This window comes from Methylobacterium sp. E-025 (assembly GCF_022829705.1).
Taxonomy (GTDB): domain Bacteria; phylum Pseudomonadota; class Alphaproteobacteria; order Rhizobiales; family Beijerinckiaceae; genus Methylobacterium.
The window spans coordinates 288,888-308,062 of record NZ_JAKSYR010000102.1 but is presented as its reverse complement, the minus strand read 5'-3'; the positions used below and the strand labels follow the sequence as shown (position 1 = coordinate 308,062).

Genomic DNA, 19,175 nt, shown 5'->3' with positions numbered 1-19,175 from the left:
GGGGCACGGTGAAAGTCCTTGTCCCGGACGACCTCTCGGCAACGATACCCGCATCTGCCGCCGGTAGGCTTGTGTCCGAAGGGTGGGCGACCCCCGTTCTCGAAACCTGCCGCGTTCTATGGTCTCTTCTCCATCCTGCACACAAGTCTGCCGTGAGTGTATCTGCCCCAGGATATGGGCTGCTGTTCAGGTATGTCGTGTTAACGACGGCTGCGCCACTGGCAGGATGCGGGTGTTCGGGCGGCATTGCACCGTGCTTTGCTAGACCGGTTCGAAAGAGCCGAGCAATTCGGGTTGCGTTGGGCCGCTCTAGACAGCGCCTCCAGCGGCCAGAAAGGCGGCACAGCGATCGGCACGACCCCACAAAGCGCAGCAAGCCGGGCACAAAGCGCCACCTCGTCGTAGAAGCATTTGGCTCACCAGTCGGCTGCATCCTGACAGGGCCAACCGGCATTACAGCACGCAACTCATCGCCGCCCTGGACGCTATTTCGACCGTACTCTCGGGCCTAAGCGGTTGCCCTCGCTGCCGCCCCGCATTTTGAATGTGGGCAAAGGCTACGATCACCCTCTCCACCGCCGGGGGTGGAAGACGCATGGGATCATCCGCTGAATCGCGCGCCGAGAAATTCAAAGCAATGAGCACTTGGGCCATCACGGGTGGATCTCGGAACGTACCTTGGCACGGTGTTCCTGTTTCCGCCGCCTCGCCATCTGCTACTAGCCCCGCAACGACATTTAGATCGGCTTCAAGACGATGGCTTGCGCCCTCATCACCCTCAACAAGTGCAAACGGTTCGATCTGCCCCTTTCGATTCTGCTTACTCGATGCAGGCGGCGGTAGCGGGTTGAGGAGGATACTCCGGTACGCCTGTTTCATTATCACGAACGCTCGTATAAGATGACGTTACGTGCATGGGGGAGCGGGGGAGTGATGCGATGGCAGAGGGATCATTCGTTTCGTACATCCGCGTTTCAACGGCCCGGCAGGGCGTCTCAGGGCTTGGTCTCGACGCCCAGCGCAAAACCGTCAGTGACTTCCTAAACGGCGGCTCGTGGCGCCTCGTGGGGGAGTTTGTTGAGGTCGAGAGCGGCAAGGCGGCCGATCGGCCCGAACTGGCAAACGCCTTGTCTCTGTGTCGGGTCATGGGTGCCACTCTCGTGGTCGCGAATGTTTCGCGCCTTACCCGATCCGTGGCCTTCCTATCCAGACTCCTAGAGACAAGCGTCCCGGTTCGCTTTTGTGATCTGCCGGCGATCGAGGGGCCGACGGGTCGGTTTCTTCTGACCCAGATGGCGGCCGTGGCAGAGCTTGAGGCGGGTCTGATCAGCGACCGCACCAAAAAGGCGCTGGCCGCTGCGAAAGCGCGGGGGCAGAAACTTGGAAATCCAGGCAATCTCCGCAATCGCGACTTTGGCAGCGCCAAAGGCCAGGCTGTGCGGATCAAAGCCGCGAATGGACGGGCGATTGACCTAGCTCCCATCATTGCAGAGGTACGCAAGTCTGGAGCGGAAACTCTTCGCGAGATCGCGGCTGGCTTGAACAATCGCGGAGTTTATACAGCGCGAGGAAAACATTGGTCTGCGACGCAAATCCAAAGAGTTTTGGTCCGTCTTGCGAATAAGAGGCTCTAGAAAGCGCTTTTATCATTCGAAATCTAATGACCTTACCGTCTGATATCAATCTATCTCGTACATGCCAAAGCCTTATATCGAGGTAGTTCATTTAATGAAAAAAATTTCTAGAGCCTCGTAATAAGGTGTCTAGCTGACTATTTCGATACCTATATGGTGTAAGTCGCAGAACGGGGTTTTATAGACGAAATTTCGCTGATCGAGAACGGGATTTTGCTGCTCATGAAGATTGTCTGCGATCAAGCTGAATGCGATGCGGCGTTTCGAAAGTGGGCCGACACGCTAACCGAATATTCAAAATATACGGGAAATAGATGGATTATTGAAGGGACGGGTGTAATCTTCACCAATTATGGCCATGGCAAGCCCGGGGAGATTACACGAGAGGTTATGCTGGGCGTCGATCCAGTCACACGTAATTCCACTGTCAAAATCGTCAGGCCGAACGCTGCAAAGGTTGACAAAGGACCCGTAACTGTTCTTGCGGAAGATGAGAGTGGTCGCCGCTACCTTCTTCGTGAAGGCAGACTCCAAAAAAATAACATCTCGAAACTCATAAAAACTGAATTCGCTCATCTGAGTGGGCTGAGGGAGGTTCCACTCTTTGTCGAAAGGCGTCGATCGAAACGTAGCTGGTACGTTGTCGCTGATCTTGCCTCTTCGCCGAATGAGATCGTGGCACAGGCGGCTTCGTTTTCTTTAGCATGCGCGCGAGCGCGAAACTTAGCAGGTGGCGGCCTACACGCAAATGATGATACGAAGGAAGATCAATCTAGGCCGACTTATGGAATGGACGAGAAGGGACGTATTACAAAGCGCAGCATGCCCGGCGGCATTACCGAAGTGTGTGAATTACAGGGCTATGTGTATAGCGCCCTCAAAAGTGTTATAGGGAAAAAACTGCTTAAGCCTAGCAATAATGGATATTGTGTTGACGGATTTATTGGCTCAGCGAACTTGCTAATTGAAATAAAAACTGGGACATCGGCTCACTATATATATGAGGGTATCGGGCAACTCCTTCTTTATCCTAGTTTGATTGGCATTAAAGGGACGCCTGAGCTTGCCCTTGTCATCCCAGACGATCGCCCACTAAGGCCTGTAATGGCTGCAGCACTAAACGCCGTGAACATAACCGTCTTTACTTACAAGATCGACGGTAGTGGTAAAGCACCTCAAATCATTTTTTCTAAAGCATTTATCGACCGGTGCGAAGTTGCAGCAGCGGCTGTTTAGACGAAAATAATTCCTGACACTTTCTGAACGAACTTGCATTTCATTTAGATCATAGAGTGTAAACTGATATAATAAACAGTTCTTTCGCGTACGCACTTAGCTGGAAGCTCAGTCTCCTAACAAAAATTGACTATATATTCTGCCCTTTTCAGTCTGAATCCAGCTCAAGATTTCTTCTTTCCGAATAATGTTTGCGCTCGCCGGGTTTTCACCGTGGCATCCGCCGAATGCGAAAAAGAATGAAAGCTTTTTACCTGGAATAAGATTAAGGCTTTCACTAAAATCCCTCGGGATTTCCACTGAGTTAGGACTTTTCTTGCATTGTCCGAATATAAACTCACCGTTTGGCATGCTCTTTCCAACTATGTCAAATACCGCTAACGTTGATCCTGTCTTTAAGCCTGTTGGAACGAAGCCATATTCTATAATCAAGTACGCTGTACAGACTGACTCCCAAGCGGCATCGCCCAGAAAGTCGATTAATTCGTCAAAACTCAACTTTCCTAGGGTGCTGCGAACACTCGCTGTATCTGGATGTTTGGCTAGAAGCCGTACATGCTCCCGCATACCGCGAAACTGGTGGACGTTGGCTCTACCCTGCGCTTTGAGCAAACGAAAGGCGTCGGGTAATTCCGAAATAAAGAACTTTTTCTTCTCTACAATTTCTCGATATTTGAAAGTTTCCCATGACCCATTGTCGTAATAATGATTTAAAGGGTGGTTTATTTTCGATTTCAGCCCTCCCGAAACACGTGCCAAACCAATCTGTCCTTTCTCAAGAAATACCACTACCCAATCATTCGGCGTTATTGCCTCGAACTTTTTTACGGTGGTCACACTCAGATTAAATTCATTTCCTAGTTTTTGTTGATCGGGCAATGCTTCGAGAAATGATCGTGGGTTTTTTAAATCATTTAAGCAAGCATCTGACCAATCCTTCGCTGTCCAGGCTCCATACCAGATGCCTACAATATCTAAGTCCCACGCTTCTTGAGAACATTCACGCCAATTTGCGACTTTCATTCGGATGCGTCGTAGGTCCATAATCATCTTTCACGTTAAGTTACATTTCGCTTCGTGCTTTTGGCGCAACGATCATATCGCTGGTGTCAAAACTTCCGCGATAAAGGTGTTTTGCAGCGTATGCGGTTGCTTTTTCTGCATCTGTGATAGGCACCAGATGGATTTCTTGAATTTTGCCATGTTTCGGACAATACGTAGCGGGCTTCCTATTGATGTGATCAATGAGACTTTCGCCCCTCAGCCGTGATATTTTTGGGATCATAAGTGGACCATGTAGGTGAAGTCCATTATTAACTGATGTTAAATCCAGATTTTTCTTGTAATCGTTGCTTTTAACTTTGCTTTTTCGAACAGGTAAATCGGGAAATAGCAGGACAGCAAAATTTCTCTCAGTCAATATGCTTGAATTTGGGTTCCTGAATAAACGTTTGAGCAAAGCACCTGCAAATATTCCTACTTCCCTTCGCATTATATCCAATGCTGTAACCCTTTGTAAATCACCAAAATGTTTGAAAGTCATTGTTGCAAAAAATAAATCCACGTTGGGATCAGCAGACTTGGATTTCATCCAATGTCCATAGGCAACAATGGACTTCGTCAAATGATCATTTATCGACATTTTTCAAATATCCAAATTTTGGACAAGCTCCACACATATCCAGGCCGATTTGGCCATCTTATATGCATGTAACAAACCGTCCGCTTTGAAGGCGCGCCAGCAAAACTCTGATCTGTATTGTGACTAAATTGTATCACACCTTTATTGGTATGTCAAAAACTGTAAAACCTAGCTAAAATAGGGCATTTCGAGTCGTTTTCTCAAATCATGGGACTTAGTATCAGGTATGACGTTGCAACGATGTAATGACTTTTTTAGAGCTGCCGTTGTTCATATTAGGGTATACGGCTCAGTATCGCACTTTAGAGCGTTTGAAGGTGCTAACTAGTCTAAACGCTGGTGCCGTGGTGATGTCCACGCTGCTTCGGATTGGCCGTCTTAACAATATTTCTTACAGGGGTGCATGACAGACGTGGCTGTGTGCATTGACGACCATCCTTCGCACGACCTCAACGCCTCGCTGAGCTGGAATGGGCGGCAATCTTTCGACAATCACTCCCTAGCCCTCGCCCCCTGCCGCCTTCCTTTTATTAAGTGTTATACTCGACGCTCTCGCAGGATGAGGCAGTGGGATCCAAGGTTCTTATCTTCTAGGTCGTCGTGTTGACTCATAAATTCTCTATTTCAGATTTTTCGGAATCGCTCTCTCGCGTTCGCGTCCACGCGGAATTCCGAGACAATTCAGACCTTCCGAAAAAACCGCAGGGGTGGTACACAAACAGACGGCAATGGCTCTGTAAGTCTCTGTTTTTGTTCGTGGCTCGGCGAATTATGCCGAATCCTTTCCTGGGCACCAATCCTAAACAGCCGTTAAGATCGAACAGCGTTTAGGTTCGCATCCCGTACCCGGAGACCCGGGGCGGGATTTTTGCGTTTCAGCACCCCTGCGCGCTGGGATTGGGCCGCGCGATCTCCGGTGTCGTCGGCACGGGACGCGGCCGTCTCACTTGCCCTTCGGCTTGGCGCGAAACACCACCGGGATCGTGAAGGTCAGCCCCTCGTCCGCGACGAGCGGCGGTGGCGGCGGAACCGGATCGGATCGGTGCATCATCGTCAGGGCGGCCTGATCGAGCGCGCCGTCGCCGGACCCCTTCAGCACCGTCGCCGAGACCACGTGGCCGACGCGGTCGAGGAGGAAGCTCACGAGCACCTCGCCGGTCGGATGCGTGGCGCCGCTCGGGTAGCGCTTGTGCCGGTCGAGATGGGCCATGAGCTGCTTCTGCCACGTCGTGCGGACGCGGCGCGCGCTCTCGCCGGTGCCGAGGACGGGCGCGGTCGCGATCGCAGCCTCCTTGACCGTCTCGGACGTCGGCGCGGCGGCGGCCTCGGACGCGACCGACTCCGCCGACGGGCTGGTCTCGGCGACCCTGACCTTGCTCTCGTCCTCCTGCGGCTTGAGGGGCGCCTCCGGCGAGACGATCCGGTCGGGATCCTCCGTCTCGGTCGGCACGGCCTTCGGCAGCTCGGTCGGGTCGTCGACGGCCTTCTGCTGGACGACGGCCGGCGAGGCGGCCGCGTCGTCGGCTTCCGGCCCGGGCGGCAGGTCCGAGGGCTCGCGCCGCGGCGCCGTCATCTCCAGGCCGACCTCCAAGGCGGCGGCGCCCAGGTCGTCGGCCTCGTCTGGCTCCGCGGAGCCGAGCGCGAGCAGGCCGCCGCCGGCATGCAGCGCGAGCACGAACGCGCCCGCGGCCAACCAGAGCGGCCAGCCGAGGCGCGCCGTGCCGGAAGCCCCGAGCGCGCGTGCTCTGCCGATCCTGCCCGTCATGGCGCCCGTGGCGCCGGCCCCGACCCCGACGCATCCGCGGGCGGACCTTCGAGCGCGACGAGCGCGACCTTGAGGTAGCCGCCGGCGCGGAGAATCTCGAGGACGTCCATCATCTCGCCGTAGGGGACCGCGCGGTCCGCACGCAGGAAGATGCGCCGTTCCCGGCTCGGATCGGCCTGCGCGTCGAGGGCCTGCGCGAGGTCCACGCGCCGCACCGGCGTCTCGCCAATCGCGACCGCGAGGTCGGCCTTGATCGTCACGTAGGTCGGCTTGTCCGGTCGCTTCTGCGGAACCGCGCTGGAGGAGGGGAGGTCGATCGGCAGGTCGACCGTCGAGAGCGGTGCCGCGATCATGAAGATGATCAGCAGCACGAGCATCACGTCGATGAACGGCGTCACGTTGATCTCGTGCGCCTCTCCGAACTCGTCGCCGTCCTCGTCGCCACCGAGTGAGATCGCCATGGTTCAGGGCCCCCCGCTCACTCGGCCGCCTGCGCCAGCGGCGCATGGCGCCCGACCTCGCCGCGCTCGAGTTCGCGCGACAGCAGCCGCATCGCCGTGCCGGAGGCGCGCTGGACCAGGTCGCCGTAGCTCCGGGTCGCCCGGGCGAAGTGGTTGTAGATGATCACCGCAGGGATCGCGGCGGCGAGGCCGATGGCGGTCGCCAGCAGCGCCTCCGCGATGCCGGGCGCGACCACCGCGAGGTTCGTGGTCTGCGCCCGCGAGATCCCGATGAAGCTGTTCATGATGCCCCAGACGGTGCCGAACAGGCCGACGAAGGGCGAGATCGCGCCGATCGTGGCGAGCGCGCCCATGCCGCGGCGGGCGAGGCGGCCTTCCGCCTTTACCAGCTCGGAGCAGCGCGAGACCGCCCGCTCCTTGATGCCCTCCGCATGGCCCTTGGAGATCCGCACCTCGTTCGCGACCGTGCCGACGAGGCGGTCGAGGATCGTGCCGCCCCCGCCGAGCGCCCGCTCGGCCTCGGCCAGCGACCCGGTCTCGGCGACGCGGCCGAGCGCCTGCACGAGGCTTCGGCGGGCGAGACCGAGCTCGATCGTCTTCGCCACGAGGATCGTCCAGGTGACGACCGAGGCGAGTGCCAGCCCGCTCATCACCACCTTCACCAGGATGTCGGCGTTCAGGAACATCGACCACGGCGACAGCTCGTGGCCGCCGGGGACCGAGGCGGAAATCGCCCTTCGCGGGCCCGGCTCCGGCGCCGGCGGCGCTTCGGCAGCCAGCGGCGCACGGGCAGGGCCGCCGACCTCGACCTCGGTCGGCCGCGCGGGCTTCGCCGGCGCGGGTGCGGCCGGCGCGGCGATCGCCGGCGGCGGGACGGCGCCCGTCTGCTGCGCCTGCGCCGGCGCCAGCCAGAGCAGGGGGGCGAGGGCGATCGCGCGGATCGCGGATCGCCGGCGGGGTCGATGATCGGTCATGTCTCGGCCCAGGTCCGGATCAAGTTGTGGTAGATGCCCGTGAGCCGCACCACCTCGGCGTGGTCGCGGCCCAGCTCCCCGACGAGCCCCTGAATGGAGGTGTCGAGGTCGTAGATCAGGCTGCGCGCCTGCGGGCTGCGGATCATGCTCTGCAGCCAGAAGAACGAGGCGACCCGCGTGCCCCGCGTCACCGGCGTGACCATGTGGAGGCTCGATGCCGGGTAGAGCACGAGGTCGCCCGCCGGCAGCTTCACCTCCTGCGAGCCGTAGTAATCCTCCGCGACCAGCTCGCCGCCGTCGTAGGTGTCGGGCTCGGCGAGGAAGAGCGTGACCGAGAGGTCGGTGCGGATGCGCAGGCCCGTCATCGGGTCGCCGCGCACGGCGTTGTCGACGTGCACGCCGAAATGGTGCCCCTCGCCGTAGCGGTTGAACAGCGGCGGGAAGATGTGCAGCGGGATGGCGGCCGAGACGAAGAGCGGGTTGGCCAGGAGCGCGCCGACGATGCGCTCGCCGAGGCGCCGCGCGACCGCGCCGTTGGGCGGCAGCTGCTCGTTGCGCTTGACCAGGGCGGACTGCGAGCCGGCCGTGGACCGGCCGTCCTCCCACTCCGCCGCGTCCATGATCGCGCGGAACTCCGCAACCTCGGCCTTGCTCAGCACCTCGGGAATGCAGACCAGCATCGCTCAGAACCGCGTCTGCGCGATCAGCGAGATGGTGCGGCCGGGCTGAAGCTGCGTGAACGGCACGTTGCTCTGGTACAGCGCGTCGTAGATGCGCCGGTCCGCGAGGTTGGCGCCGTAGAGCTTCACCGTCAGGTTCTCGTTCACCTTCGCCTCGAGGAAGGCGTCGAAGCGCCAGTACGAGGGCAGCACGTTGGCGTTGGCCGCCAGCGTGCCGCCCGCCACCCGCGAGTTGTTGACCACCTGCGCGCCGATCTCGAACATCGGGGACAGCTGGTACTTCGCCAGCATGCTGAAGGAGCGGTTGGCGATGTTGGCCAGCCGGCTGCCGACGTTCTGCGGGATCGCGGACTGCGTCACCCGCGTGTCCATGATGACGTAGCCGCCGAACAGGCTGAGCCGGTCGCTGACCCTGCCGGCCAGCTCGAGGTCGAGGCCGCGCACCCGGTACGCGCCGGTCGCCGAGATCACCGCGTTGGTGCCGCTGCCGATCGTCTCGCGCGCGTTGTCCTTGACGGTGTTGAACAGGGCCGCGGTGGCGAGCAGGCGGCGGTCGAACAGCTCGGACTTGACCCCGATCTCGTCGGCCGTGTTCTGCTCCGGCGCCAGGATCTGGTTGCCGGCGAAGGCGGGATTGAGGCCGCCGTAGAGGGAGCTCGACGCGTCGAGCTCCGCGCCGACCGGGTTCGACGAGGTCGCGTGCGCGGCGTAGACGCTCACGGTCGAGGTCGGCTTCAGGGTCAGCCCGATGTTGTAGTTCAGGTTTCCGGAATGGGCCGACACCGAGCTGGTGTCGTTCGACGAGGTGATCGCGTAGTCGTCGAAGCGCACCCCGCCGTTGAGCAGCACGAGATCGCTGAAGTTCATCGTCTCGATCAGGTATCCGGCCTTCGTGTCGACCGGGATGACCGTCGGGTTGCCGGCCTTGGTCGGCCGGGTCGAGAACGGCAGCGTGTTGGGCGGGGTGAGGATGTTGATGCCGCGAAGCGTCCCGTTGCCGCTGAAGTTGCCCGAGAACAGTTCCGAGGTCAGGCCGGTATAGCCCTGGCGGCTCACCTCCTCGCGGCTGAACTCGGTGCCGAGGACCAGGGTGTGCTTGATCGGGCCGGTGTCGAAGCGGAAGGTCGCGTCGGAGATGTCGGCCGTGACGTCGACCGTCTGGTAGCGGCTCTGCGGGTTGAGGCTGAGCGTCGTGCCGTAGAGGTTGCGGTTGGCCGGGATCACCGGGGCCTCCGGCAGCGTGCCGACGTAGTCGAGCACCGAGTGCGCGGCCCGGAACCGGTTGCTGAGCGTGACCCATTCGGTCGGGGACCATTCCGCGGTCAGCGTCCCGGTATCCTGCTGGACGTGCTGGAAATCGCGGTTGATCAAGCCGTAATAGGTGTCGCGCGGCACGATGTTTTCGGTGAAGGGCCGCCGCGACAGGGCGTTGAAGGGCACGCCGAAATCGGGCAGCCCGTTCAGGTCGGTGTGGACGTAGTTGGCGGTGAACTTCCAGTCGTCGGCCGGCTTCAGCGTCACGGCGAGCGCCGCGCCGTCGCGGTCGTCGGTCACGAACCGCCGCCCGGCGACGCCGGATTCCTGGTACAGGCCGCCGATGCGGACCGCGAGCGCCGGGCTGATCACCTGGTTGAAGTCGAGCGTGACGCGGCCGCGGCTGTCGCTGCCGACCTGGCTTTCGGTGTTGTAGAAGTCACCCGCCGTGGTGGCCTGCTTGGTGACGACGTTCACCGCGCCGCCCGCCGTGCCGCGGCCGGCGAAGGACGAGGCCGGGCCGCGCAGGATCTCGACCTGCTCGGTGAAGAAGTTCTCGCGCACGCTGACCGACGGGTCGCGGATGCCGTCGATGAACACGTCGTTGCGCGCATCGAAGCCGCGGATGAAGAAGCGGTCGCCGAAGGCGTTGCCGCCCTCGCCCGAACCGAGCGTCACGCCGGCGGTGGTCCGCAGGATGTCGCGGAAGCTGGTCGCGTTCTTGTCGTCGATCACCTCCCGCGTGACGACGGTGATCGACTTCGGCGTGTCGAGGATCGGCTGCGTGAAGCGGTTCGAGGACAGGCGGTCCGCCTTGTAGGGCGCGGCCGGGTCCGCATACGGATTGCCGCTGATGTCGCCCCGGGCCAGGATCGGCAGGCCGGCGCCGGTCGCGGCGGCGCCGATTGCGGGCGCCGCGACCGGAGGTGCCGCCACACGGCGGGCCCGCACCGCACGGCGCAGGGCCGTGCGTGCCTTGACCTGGGTCGGGCCGGGCTTCGGAGCGGGCGGGCGCTGCCGCGTGATCGGGGCGTCGATGTTCAGGGGCGGCAGGGCGGATGCAGGCCCCTGCTGCGCCTCGGCGCTGCCGACCGAGCCGACCGCGACGGCGCAGGCGACGCCGATGACGCCCTTCTGCTCCTTAAGCTTCGCGTAACGCCCATCGGCAGCAGGACGCAGCGACGTTGGAATACGAGATGAGCTCTGCACGATCTTCCGACCCCCCGGCACCCGCAGCGCCAGTCGTCGGGCGATGCGATGGCCTCAAAGGGCTCGGGAAAGATCTTCCGTCAACGAACGAATGTTGGAACAGAACCAAACTATGGCTGATTTCCGCGGCCGAACGACGATCATCGGCCCGATCGGAGATCGGAACTATTCCAGGTTGACGGATGGGATGCCGACGAGTTCCCCGGAATGACCATTCCCGGTAGGCCGTTGGGTCCGATTTCTGAATTGGAATAGGTCCAAGGCATCGCTAAGACCTTCTCGTCCCGCCCCGCGTGTTGCTGGGGAGACACAATTCACACCGATCGCGTCGCGGCTCGGATTAAAGCGCGCCCATCGCGGGCGCCGCCGCGTCCGGCGGACATCGACGCGGCGCGGTCCGTCCTGCCTGCGCCGGTGATTCCGGATCGCAGGACCCGTTCAATCCTGGCTCGGCGGCTTCATCAGCGAGAACAGCTCGTCGATCGCGTGGAGCGCGGTCGCTCGCACGTGGCCCTCGTCCTCCGCCCCGGTGATCCGGATGCCGCTCACCACGGCGCGGATCTCGTCGCGAAAATCCGAGAGGAAGCCGACCGGGTAGCGGTTCTCGCTCGCCATCCGGGCGATGACGCCGGTGAGCAGGATCTGCAGCCCGAGAACCCGGCCGTTGAGTTCGTCCATCGTCGTCCCCCGTCCCAGGCACGCGTTGCGCCATCCGGGCGCCGGATCGCCGAGCGATCCATCCGGACGGTCGCGAATGCGACGTGCACGGCCCGATCTATCCCAAAAGCGGGACCTCTCTGGAAGCGGCATCGTCATCTGGGAGCGGACGTGCGGACCGTCCGGCATTGTGGGCATGACGCGAGGCACCGCTTCGACGACCGACGCCGCGGACGGGATCGAGAGCACGGGCCGTGGCGCGCAGCCGTATCGGCACCTGGGGGCGCTCGGTGTGCGCGTCAGCCGAGAACCGCTCCCCCTTCGAACGGCGTGCCGGCGACGATGCGGTTGCGGCGCAGGGCGCGTGGCATGGCGAGGCGTTCGCGATTGCGACGAGCCGTGGGAAGCGCGCTCGCGAAGCTGGGTCGTGGAGCGGACCCATGCCGGGTTCGACCGCTTCCGTCGCCTGCTCGTCCGCTCCAAGCGACGCGCCGACATCCACGACGCCTTCACCGCCCTCGCCGCAAGCCTCATGACCCGCAACCAGATCTGACGGTTCTGTTAGGCGCTTCGAGACCGGTATAATTTCTTATGTGAAGATCGAGGCGGACATACTGTCTTATTGCCTTTGTTCTGTAGGTATTTTCAGTATTTACTTGATGTAATGACTGCGCGCCGGCGCAACGGGCGCGAGCCGCAAAAGTACGATCTGCGAAGAATCGAGCGAGGCTGTTAACGGCTTGTTCGAACCTCGGAAAATAAACCTGACGGCATCGCGCGCCGGATCTGCGATCGGCGGACGCGCGCATATCGGGGGGCGAAGCATGGCCGAGCAGACGACGGGCATCTGGTATTTTGGCAATCCGGTGATCGACAGCCTGAACGTCGGGCGTGCCTGGATCGGACCGGACCTGACCTACAGCTTCGCCTACAGCGACATCAACGGCAACGGCGTCCCGGACATGGACGAGGGCGACTGGAAGCCGTTCTATCGCGAGATCATCGCAAATATCGAAAGCTTCACCGCCTTGCGCTTCACCGAGGTCGCATGGGGCGGCAATCTGAGCTTCAGGCTCGAGGAAGGCGGCGGCGGCGAATCGGTGCTGCCGTGGGTGGGCGTGACCAGCGCCGACAGCGTCATCGGCATCAAGCCAATGTGGCCGGATCGGCCGCGGCGGTGCGGCTGGGCACCTACTCGGAAACATGGTTCCACGAGACCGGCCATGCCCTGGGCCTCAAGCACACTCACGACCTCGATTTCGGAAATGTCCTGGATGGCGCGACCTGGGCGGGCGATCCCGGCAGGCATCAGCTGAATTCTCAGCTGTACTCTGTGATGACCTACACCTCGCCGTTCCTGGGCGAGGACAACCCGTTCACACCCTGGGTCGATTACGGAACGCCGCTCAACGCCCAGCCCGGCTCTTATGCCGCGATCGACATCGCAGCGCTGCAGGCCATGTACGGCCGGTCCGAAAACGCCACCGGCGACACCGTCTATCGCTTCGGCGACGACGTCGACTTCAACCACGGATATACGACGATCTGGGATACCGGCGGCATCGACTCGATCGCGTACGTCGGCGACGCCCGTTCCAAGATCGATCTGCGCGCCGCGACGCTGAAGGAGGAGATCGGCGGCGGCGGCTGGGTGAGCACGTCCGAGACGTTCACCGGCGGCTTCACCATCGCCAACGGCGTCACGATCGAGAACGCGGTCGGCGGCCACGCGGCCGACATCCTGATCGGCAACGATGTCGCCAACCGGCTCGATGGCGGCGCCGGCGACGACAAGCTGACCGGCAATGGCGGCGACGACGCGCTCGTCGGCGGCACGGGCTTCGACACGGCGGTGTACGCGGGCAACCGCGCGGATTACACCGTGATCTGGAATCCCGCCGCGTTGAACGCCGGCTTCTCGATCCGCGGCGCGGCGACCGGCACGGATACGCTCAGCGGCATCGAGATGCTGTCGTTCGACGACGGCACGGTCGCGGTCGCCGACCTGATGGCTGCGTTGCGCGCGCGCGGAGGCGTCGGGCAGCAGGAAACCGTCATTCCGGCCGTGCTGGCCGCCGACATTCACGGCGCCTTCACCGCCACCGCCCAGGCCCGGTTCGACGATCCCGCCGGCGGCACGTGGCAGCGCGTGTTCGACTTCGGCAACGGCCCCGGGCAGGACAACGTGTTCCTGGGCCAGCGCGCCGACAGCACCGACATGATGTTCGCGATCTGGCGCGACGGCCGGCCCTACAGCATCACCGCCGCGAACGCGATCGTTGCGGGCGAGACGGCGACGTGGAAGGTCGCGGTCGACGACGGCGGCACGATGCTCCTGTCGAAGAACGGCACGCTGGTGGCGCAGGGTCAGGGTGTCGTCCCCGCCGACGTCGTGCGCGCCAGCGAACTGGTCGGCAAATCCAACTGGGGCTGGGACACGCCGCTGATCGGCAAGGTGCTCGACGTCACCGTGGCCCAGAATCCGGCGGACATCCATGGCGCCTTCGTGGCGGACGTCGTCGCCCGGTTCGACGATCCGGCCGGCGGCGCGTGGCAGCGCGTGTTCGACTTCGGCAACGGCCCCGAGCGGGACAACGTGTTCCTGGGCCAGCGCGCCGACAGCACCGACATGGTGTTCTCGATCTGGCGCGACGGCGAGGACCATAGCATCACCGCCAAGGACGCGATCGTCGCCGGGCAGGACGCGCACTGGACGACGAGCGTCGACGAGACCGGCGTGATGAAGCTCTACAAGGACGGCGTCCTGCTCGCCGAAGGGCACGGGGTCGTTCCCGCCGATGTCGTGCGCACCAGCGAGTTGGTCGGCAAGTCCAACTGGGCGAGTGATGCGCCGCTGCTCGGCAGTGCCGGCAAGGTCGACGTCCATGCCTACAGCGAACTGAATCATGCCGAAGGCGCTTTCTCGGTCAGCGCCGAGGCGCGCTTCGATGATCTCGGACACGGCTGGTACCAGCGGATCTTCGACACCGGCAGCGGCGCGGACACGAACAACATCTGGATGGGCCAGGTCGGAAACGGCGCCGACATGGCGTTCGAGATCATCGAGGACGGCATCAAGCACCGGCTGGTCGCCAAGCATGCGATCGCCCAGAGCGAAACCGCGCTGTGGCAGGCGAGCGTCGACGAGGGCGGCGTCATGCGCATCTACAAGGACGGCGTGCTGCTCACGCAGGGCGAGGGCGCGGTGCCGTCGGACGTGGTGCGGGGCCACAGCCTGATCGGCGCGTCCAACTATGCCAGCGATACCCCCTTGGTCGGCAGCGTGAACCATCTCGAGGTCCAGGCCCACAACGCGATTCCCGAGATTCACGGCGCGTTCGACGCCTACGCGACCGTACGCTTCGACGACCTCGATGCGGGCGGCTTCCAGCGCGTGTTCGACACCGGCAACGGCGCGGGGACGGACAACATCTGGCTGGGGCAGGTCGGGCAGTCCGACACCATGGCGTTCGAGATCTTCGACAAGGGCGTCGCACACCGGATCGCCGCCGCGGACGCGATCGTCGAGGGAGAGACGGCGACCTGGCACGCCGGCGTGGACAGCCACGGCCTGATGCAACTGTTCAAGAACGGTACGCTGCTGGCACAGGGGCAGGGCGAGGTGCCGGACGACGTGGCTCGCGCCAGCGATCTCGTCGGCGCCTCGAACTGGGCGAACGACGCCCATCTGAAGGGAATCGTCCACGACCTGTTCTTCGTCTGACGCCGCGACCGAGGAGCCCTCGTTCCGAACCCGCGCCCATCCGATCTCGATCGGATGGGCGCGTATCGCATGCGTCCCGCTCGTTCCGTGCCGATGCGGCGATGCAGGTGGATCGCATCCCTTCGATCGGCCGGATTCGAAGGATGTGCATCGCGGCGCACGTGACGATGGCGGGGCGAGCGAGCGGCATTCGGCGGCTTGGTACCGTCGGTCAGATGTCGATTCTCCGGCGCAGGCGTTCGGTCGCCGGGCAACGCGAGCGGCCCCGGGCGGCATTGTCGTGCCTCCGCCGTGGCTCGATCACGACGTCGGCAGGCAGGATCGCGCGCGACCCGTCACACGCCGCCCGCGCGCGCGAACTGTGGCCGGGTCGCAGGGGGGGCCGACGTGGCGAGGCGTTCTCAACGCGATGCACCGCGCTCAGAGGTTGACGACCTCGAGATTGGGGCGCGGCGCGTCCCAGCGCACGGGTCGATGCTCGCGCGTGACCGGCATGAGGGCCGACAGCTCGACCGCGATCACCTCGGCCATTCTCTGCACGAGGTCGCTTCCGGTGGCCGAGCCGTCGTCGCAGCGGGCCTGCAGGCGCGCGAGATCGATCTGGTCGAACGCGTCGAACAGGGCGAGGCCGCCCTCGCGCCAGTCCTGATGCCGGTCGATCGCCGCGCACAGGGCCTTGATCATGCGGGCATTCAGCATCCCGGGCTTGTTGTTGCCGGTCTCGATCACGCATTGCAGGGCGGTGATGACGGTGTTCTGGCCGTGCCGCTTGATGCATTGCTTGATCGCGCCGACCGCCATGGTCTGGCCGGCGGCCTGCTTGCTGATCGGCAGCGGATAGCGGAGCAGTGTGGCGTCCGCCCGGGCGCAGACGTCGGCGACCTGGACGGCCCAGGTCTCGCCGGCGACCAGGGCGGCGGCGTGGACCGCGACGCGGGCGATCGGCGTGGTGACGCAGTTGATCGCCTTGAACGCCGCCGCCTGCTGCTCACGCGCGGCGATCACGATCTGGCAGGGCACCTCGTCGTACCCGACGAGCAGCGCCGCCGTGGTGCGATGCTGCCCGTCGATGATCGCGAAGCGGCCCCCTTCGACGGGGGAGACGACCACGGGGGTGAAGCAGCACCACGAGAACATGCTGGCAATGCGTTCGACGTTCCTGCGACCCACACCGATGATCGGGCGCTGGTAGCTCGGGTCGATCGTCAGCGCGCTGATCTTCAACCATTGCAGCATCGGCGCCACCCCGGCGTCGACGTGACTGGGACGCGTGAACCCATCGGTAGAGATCGTATGCATGGCCTGCCCTCGAACGAATTCTCGCCTGTCGCGATCGATATCCCGGCTCCTGCCGGCTGCGACGTTTCCCTCGATCGTGTCCTGCAGCGGATCCGCGATGTTGATTTCAGGCGACGAAGTGACCAGTCGGTTCTGATCGCGCTTCGAAGCCCGTCCACGATCCGGATCGAGCATTTTGCCGTTTATTGATTTCTGCCAAATTGTATTTGACGAAAAACTGTATCCATTAGGAGAAAAAGTCAATATTAACCTATATTAAACCAGACGTTGTGTTTGGGGCGGCTCTATAGTGGATTTTTGCCAGTTTCCAGGACACGCGCTGCGGATGGTCCGGTGCCTCGGATGGGGCCGAGATGCCATCGTCGTCCGTCGATGATGTTTGGATTTTTGTGCTGGACGATCGCACGATGGCTGCAAACAGCGCTGCCGAATCGCTGAAGATCGTCATCGTCCGTGCAGTTTTTTGATTTTATATCCATTGAAGCGTCATATGCTTGATTTCATAAACTAGAAATTTGATTGATATCTTTTTTCGAGGCTATGATATGCATGCGATAGCTCAGAGAAAGTGAGCTTAGAATGGGATTTCGGCCGGGATATCCAGCATTCGTAGTCGATGTTATGAAGCCGGATGAGGCGGAGTGGAGCTTTGTCCCTCTCCTCGACACGCTTCCCGGGAGGCTCACTGGCAACGACCAGCGCCTGATTGGTCTTGAGAAACCCGACATCGAGTGCGCCGCGCTCCACGCGTCATCGGTTTACTGTTTTGAGGCGCGATTTAGCGTTTTGCACAGGATCCTTGCGTCGATCGGTCAGATCCTCGCCCCACAACTGGAGGTCGACGGCGACCGTCTCGCGCGGGGGAACCCCGCCGTTCTGGCCGTCTCGCGTCGCGTGGGCGTTTCCTTGGCGTTCGGCGAATGGGTCCGAGCGGCGTCCAATCTCGCGGGCAGGCTCGGAAACACGGCCGAGCGTACTCCGGTGCGGGCGGACTCACCGACCAATCGATCGAGTGCCGCCTCTGGCGTCGACACGACCGATTCAGTGCCCTGCCACGTCGTCATCGCGGATCGGGTGGCTGCGAGCGACAAGCCGGCGGATCCCAAGGGTATTGCGGGCCATGCCTGGCTCGCCCAACCCTTCGCGAGCCGTGCCGTCAGGCCCTTCGCCGCGATGGCCGGCCGGGAGCGGCGGCGCCATGGCTGAGGCGAAGCCCTGGCTGCCCGCGAGCGGGCGCTACCGCCTCGAGATCCTGTCGCGCGGCGCTCGCCTCTACCATCCGCAGGACCGCCAGATTCGAGCCCTGGCCAAGCGCGGGCTGATCGAACCCTTGCCGGAGGCCGACCTCGCCGGTGCCTGCCGCTGGACGATCACCGAGGCCGGGCTGACCGCGCTGATGGGGTTCGTGCCCACAAGCAAGATGGGGCGGTCGGGCAACCGCTGATGCTCCGCGAGCTTCGGCATCGGGGAACGTCCGACTCAGCCACCGGGCTCGACATCGAGCGTTCTCGCCGGACCCTCCAGCTCCTTGGCGACATCGTGGAGCACCTGCTCGACCAAAGGCGGCCACGGGACGTCGCAGGCCTGAAGCAGCTTCGCCGCATCGAGAAGCGCTTCGATCTGCGCCGGCAGGATCGGGCCGCCCACCATCTGCGCATAGCGGACCCGAGCCGCGAGAGCCGACGACAGCCGTACGACTTCCGAGCGTTTGTCCATCTATGGCTCCGGGGATTCGATCTTGTCGTAGTTCACCAAAGCGATGCTTTCGAAATGGTCGTCTCAAGGGTTATTATTAAATATTTCACGACTATCATTAAGGTGGCTGTGAGATTTAATCGACTAATTAATATTGATTTTTTATCCCCATAGATCACAACTTGTAGCATTTTGCAGACGAGTAGGCAGTTGGACTCAATAAATACATTTCGATATATCGATAAAGAGTAGCATCGAAATTATGAACTACCTTGCGCGCGCTGTGCGACGAAGCCACCGCGAATGTCACGCACCTCGCGTCCGCGCGTTGCGCTCCGAGCGCCTACGCAGATCCAATAGCAGGACAGGAGTTACGCCACCGCCGCCGTGAAACGGAACCTAGACCGGCTCTGTCGAATGGTCGAGGACGAGGTTGGCGATTTCGAAGCAGTCGGGAAGGAACGCTGCAGGCTGCCGACGGCTCAGCGGACCCCAGCAGATGCGGCGCTGCAACGGCCCCGTGTCGGCGAGTTTCCCGCGCGTTCGCCCGGTTGCCGACCGTGGGTTCCCCGGCCGATGCGAGAGACCATGACGACGGGCGAGATTTCGTTCCGAAACGCGTGGCTTCCGGTGTTCGTCGACCGCGCCGTGACGAACGTCGTCGACCGAGTCGATGACAGGACCATCTGGGCGTCGTCGTGGCGGGTGCATGGCCACCGCCCGGTGTTCGCATTGCTGTGTGGGAATGGCGCGCCCGAAAGGATTCGAACCTCTGACCCCCAGATTCGTAGTCTGGTGCTCTATCCAGCTGAGCTACGGGCGCCCTGCGGACCGGTCGGCGGTGGAGGCCTGTTCCGGTCGCGAGGGGGTGTCTAGAGGGTCGTTCCGCGCTTGGCAAGTGGGTATCGGCAAGTGGGTATCGGCAGGTGGGTTGGCGGAGCGGTC

The 19,175-nt window shown here is 62.2% G+C and carries 17 protein-coding genes, 1 tRNA gene and 1 pseudogene; 8 read left to right on the top strand and 11 right to left on the bottom strand.

Annotation, left to right across the window (positions count from 1 at the left end; genetic code table 11):
- Positions 1-8: 8 nt before the first annotated feature.
- The 3 genes and pseudogenes from MKK64_RS13715 to MKK64_RS13705 all read left to right on the top strand — a co-directional run.
- Positions 9-738: pseudogene (locus tag MKK64_RS13715) on the top strand (IS5 family transposase); the annotation flags it as partial.
- A 200-nt stretch (positions 739-938) separates the two neighbouring features.
- Positions 939-1,634: a recombinase family protein gene (locus MKK64_RS13710; RefSeq protein WP_243935478.1), complete on the top strand. Its 696-nt coding sequence runs from the start codon at positions 939-941 to the stop codon at positions 1,632-1,634.
- A 222-nt stretch (positions 1,635-1,856) separates the two neighbouring features.
- A complete protein-coding gene (locus MKK64_RS13705; RefSeq protein ID WP_243935477.1) occupies positions 1,857-2,870 on the top strand; it encodes a hypothetical protein in 1,014 nt (337 codons plus the stop codon).
- A gap of 108 nt (positions 2,871-2,978) precedes the next feature.
- On the opposite strand, the gene MKK64_RS13700 is transcribed toward MKK64_RS13705, so the two are convergent.
- The 8 genes from MKK64_RS13700 to MKK64_RS13665 form a co-directional block, all read right to left on the bottom strand.
- Complete coding sequence (locus MKK64_RS13700) at positions 2,979-3,893, bottom strand: hypothetical protein (RefSeq protein WP_243935475.1); 915 nt, start codon at positions 3,891-3,893, stop codon at positions 2,979-2,981.
- Between the two features lie 40 nt (positions 3,894-3,933).
- Positions 3,934-4,461, bottom strand: coding sequence for a hypothetical protein (locus tag MKK64_RS13695; RefSeq protein WP_243935473.1), 528 nt, complete (start codon positions 4,459-4,461; stop codon positions 3,934-3,936).
- A 994-nt stretch (positions 4,462-5,455) separates the two neighbouring features.
- Positions 5,456-6,277 carry a TonB family protein gene (locus MKK64_RS13690; protein WP_243935471.1) on the bottom strand — a complete coding sequence of 274 codons (822 nt, stop codon included), beginning with the start codon at positions 6,275-6,277 and terminating at the stop codon, positions 5,456-5,458.
- Positions 6,274-6,738: a TonB system transport protein ExbD gene (exbD, locus tag MKK64_RS13685; RefSeq protein ID WP_243934740.1), complete on the bottom strand. Its 465-nt coding sequence runs from the start codon at positions 6,736-6,738 to the stop codon at positions 6,274-6,276. The genes MKK64_RS13690 and exbD overlap by 4 nt, the downstream gene beginning before the upstream one ends.
- Positions 6,739-6,755: 17 nt before the next feature.
- Entirely contained in the window at positions 6,756-7,712 is a 957-nt protein-coding gene (gene exbB / locus MKK64_RS13680) for a tonB-system energizer ExbB (RefSeq protein WP_243935470.1), read from the bottom strand.
- The gene (locus tag MKK64_RS13675; protein WP_243935469.1) at positions 7,709-8,392 is read right to left on the bottom strand and encodes a Fe2+-dependent dioxygenase; all 684 of its coding nucleotides are present in this window, start codon (positions 8,390-8,392) and stop codon (positions 7,709-7,711) included. The genes exbB and MKK64_RS13675 overlap by 4 nt, the downstream gene beginning before the upstream one ends.
- Positions 8,393-8,395: 3 nt before the next feature.
- Entirely contained in the window at positions 8,396-10,855 is a 2,460-nt protein-coding gene (locus MKK64_RS13670) for a TonB-dependent receptor (protein ID WP_243935468.1), read from the bottom strand.
- A gap of 438 nt (positions 10,856-11,293) precedes the next feature.
- Positions 11,294-11,533, bottom strand: coding sequence for a hypothetical protein (locus MKK64_RS13665; protein ID WP_147727275.1), 240 nt, complete (start codon positions 11,531-11,533; stop codon positions 11,294-11,296).
- A 406-nt stretch (positions 11,534-11,939) separates the two neighbouring features.
- Here MKK64_RS13665 and MKK64_RS13660 point away from each other — a divergent pair, with 406 nt between their 5' ends.
- From MKK64_RS13660 to MKK64_RS13650, 3 genes are all read left to right on the top strand, one after another.
- Complete coding sequence (locus MKK64_RS13660) at positions 11,940-12,065, top strand: hypothetical protein (RefSeq protein WP_409567946.1); 126 nt, start codon at positions 11,940-11,942, stop codon at positions 12,063-12,065.
- Between the two features lie 271 nt (positions 12,066-12,336).
- On the top strand, positions 12,337-12,828 hold the full coding sequence (locus MKK64_RS13655; protein WP_243935467.1) for a hypothetical protein: 492 nt from the start codon (positions 12,337-12,339) through the stop codon (positions 12,826-12,828).
- A gap of 20 nt (positions 12,829-12,848) precedes the next feature.
- A complete protein-coding gene (locus MKK64_RS13650) occupies positions 12,849-15,236 on the top strand; it encodes a M10 family metallopeptidase C-terminal domain-containing protein (RefSeq protein ID WP_409567955.1) in 2,388 nt (795 codons plus the stop codon).
- 420 nt (positions 15,237-15,656) lie between these two features.
- Here the strand turns inward: MKK64_RS13650 and MKK64_RS13645 are convergent, their stop codons facing one another.
- The gene (locus tag MKK64_RS13645; RefSeq protein WP_243935466.1) at positions 15,657-16,709 is read right to left on the bottom strand and encodes a ParB N-terminal domain-containing protein; all 1,053 of its coding nucleotides are present in this window, start codon (positions 16,707-16,709) and stop codon (positions 15,657-15,659) included.
- A gap of 447 nt (positions 16,710-17,156) precedes the next feature.
- On the opposite strand from MKK64_RS13645, the gene MKK64_RS13640 reads away from it, so the two are divergent.
- Positions 17,157-17,741 carry a hypothetical protein gene (locus MKK64_RS13640; RefSeq protein WP_243935465.1) on the top strand — a complete coding sequence of 195 codons (585 nt, stop codon included), beginning with the start codon at positions 17,157-17,159 and terminating at the stop codon, positions 17,739-17,741.
- Complete coding sequence (locus tag MKK64_RS13635; RefSeq protein WP_243935464.1) at positions 17,734-17,979, top strand: hypothetical protein; 246 nt, start codon at positions 17,734-17,736, stop codon at positions 17,977-17,979. The genes MKK64_RS13640 and MKK64_RS13635 overlap by 8 nt, the downstream gene beginning before the upstream one ends.
- Positions 17,980-18,014: 35 nt before the next feature.
- Here MKK64_RS13635 and MKK64_RS13630 read toward each other — a convergent pair whose 3' ends face one another.
- Positions 18,015-18,251 carry a hypothetical protein gene (locus MKK64_RS13630; protein ID WP_147841751.1) on the bottom strand — a complete coding sequence of 79 codons (237 nt, stop codon included), beginning with the start codon at positions 18,249-18,251 and terminating at the stop codon, positions 18,015-18,017.
- Positions 18,252-18,976: 725 nt separating this feature from the next.
- Positions 18,977-19,053, bottom strand: a tRNA-Arg gene (locus MKK64_RS13625).
- Between the last annotated feature and the right edge of the window lie 122 nt (positions 19,054-19,175).

Bases quoted from the DNA above. Each gene is read 5' to 3' on its own strand.
- MKK64_RS13710 (WP_243935478.1), top strand. From the start codon at position 939: ATGGCAGAGGGATCATTCGTTTCGTACATCCGCGTTTCAACGGCCCGG.
- MKK64_RS13705 (WP_243935477.1), top strand. From the start codon at position 1,857: ATGAAGATTGTCTGCGATCAAGCTGAATGCGATGCGGCGTTTCGAAAG.
- MKK64_RS13700 (WP_243935475.1), bottom strand. From the start codon at position 3,893: ATGAAAGTCGCAAATTGGCGTGAATGTTCTCAAGAAGCGTGGGACTTA.
- MKK64_RS13695 (WP_243935473.1), bottom strand. From the start codon at position 4,461: ATGAAATCCAAGTCTGCTGATCCCAACGTGGATTTATTTTTTGCAACA.
- MKK64_RS13690 (WP_243935471.1), bottom strand. From the start codon at position 6,277: ATGACGGGCAGGATCGGCAGAGCACGCGCGCTCGGGGCTTCCGGCACG.
- exbD (WP_243934740.1), bottom strand. From the start codon at position 6,738: ATGGCGATCTCACTCGGTGGCGACGAGGACGGCGACGAGTTCGGAGAG.
- exbB (WP_243935470.1), bottom strand. From the start codon at position 7,712: ATGACCGATCATCGACCCCGCCGGCGATCCGCGATCCGCGCGATCGCC.
- MKK64_RS13675 (WP_243935469.1), bottom strand. From the start codon at position 8,392: ATGCTGGTCTGCATTCCCGAGGTGCTGAGCAAGGCCGAGGTTGCGGAG.
- MKK64_RS13665 (WP_147727275.1), bottom strand. From the start codon at position 11,533: ATGGACGAACTCAACGGCCGGGTTCTCGGGCTGCAGATCCTGCTCACC.
- MKK64_RS13655 (WP_243935467.1), top strand. From the start codon at position 12,337: ATGGCCGAGCAGACGACGGGCATCTGGTATTTTGGCAATCCGGTGATC.
- MKK64_RS13650 (WP_409567955.1), top strand. From the start codon at position 12,849: ATGACCTACACCTCGCCGTTCCTGGGCGAGGACAACCCGTTCACACCC.
- MKK64_RS13645 (WP_243935466.1), bottom strand. From the start codon at position 16,709: ATGCTCGATCCGGATCGTGGACGGGCTTCGAAGCGCGATCAGAACCGA.
- MKK64_RS13640 (WP_243935465.1), top strand. From the start codon at position 17,157: ATGAAGCCGGATGAGGCGGAGTGGAGCTTTGTCCCTCTCCTCGACACG.
- MKK64_RS13635 (WP_243935464.1), top strand. From the start codon at position 17,734: ATGGCTGAGGCGAAGCCCTGGCTGCCCGCGAGCGGGCGCTACCGCCTC.
- MKK64_RS13630 (WP_147841751.1), bottom strand. From the start codon at position 18,251: ATGGACAAACGCTCGGAAGTCGTACGGCTGTCGTCGGCTCTCGCGGCT.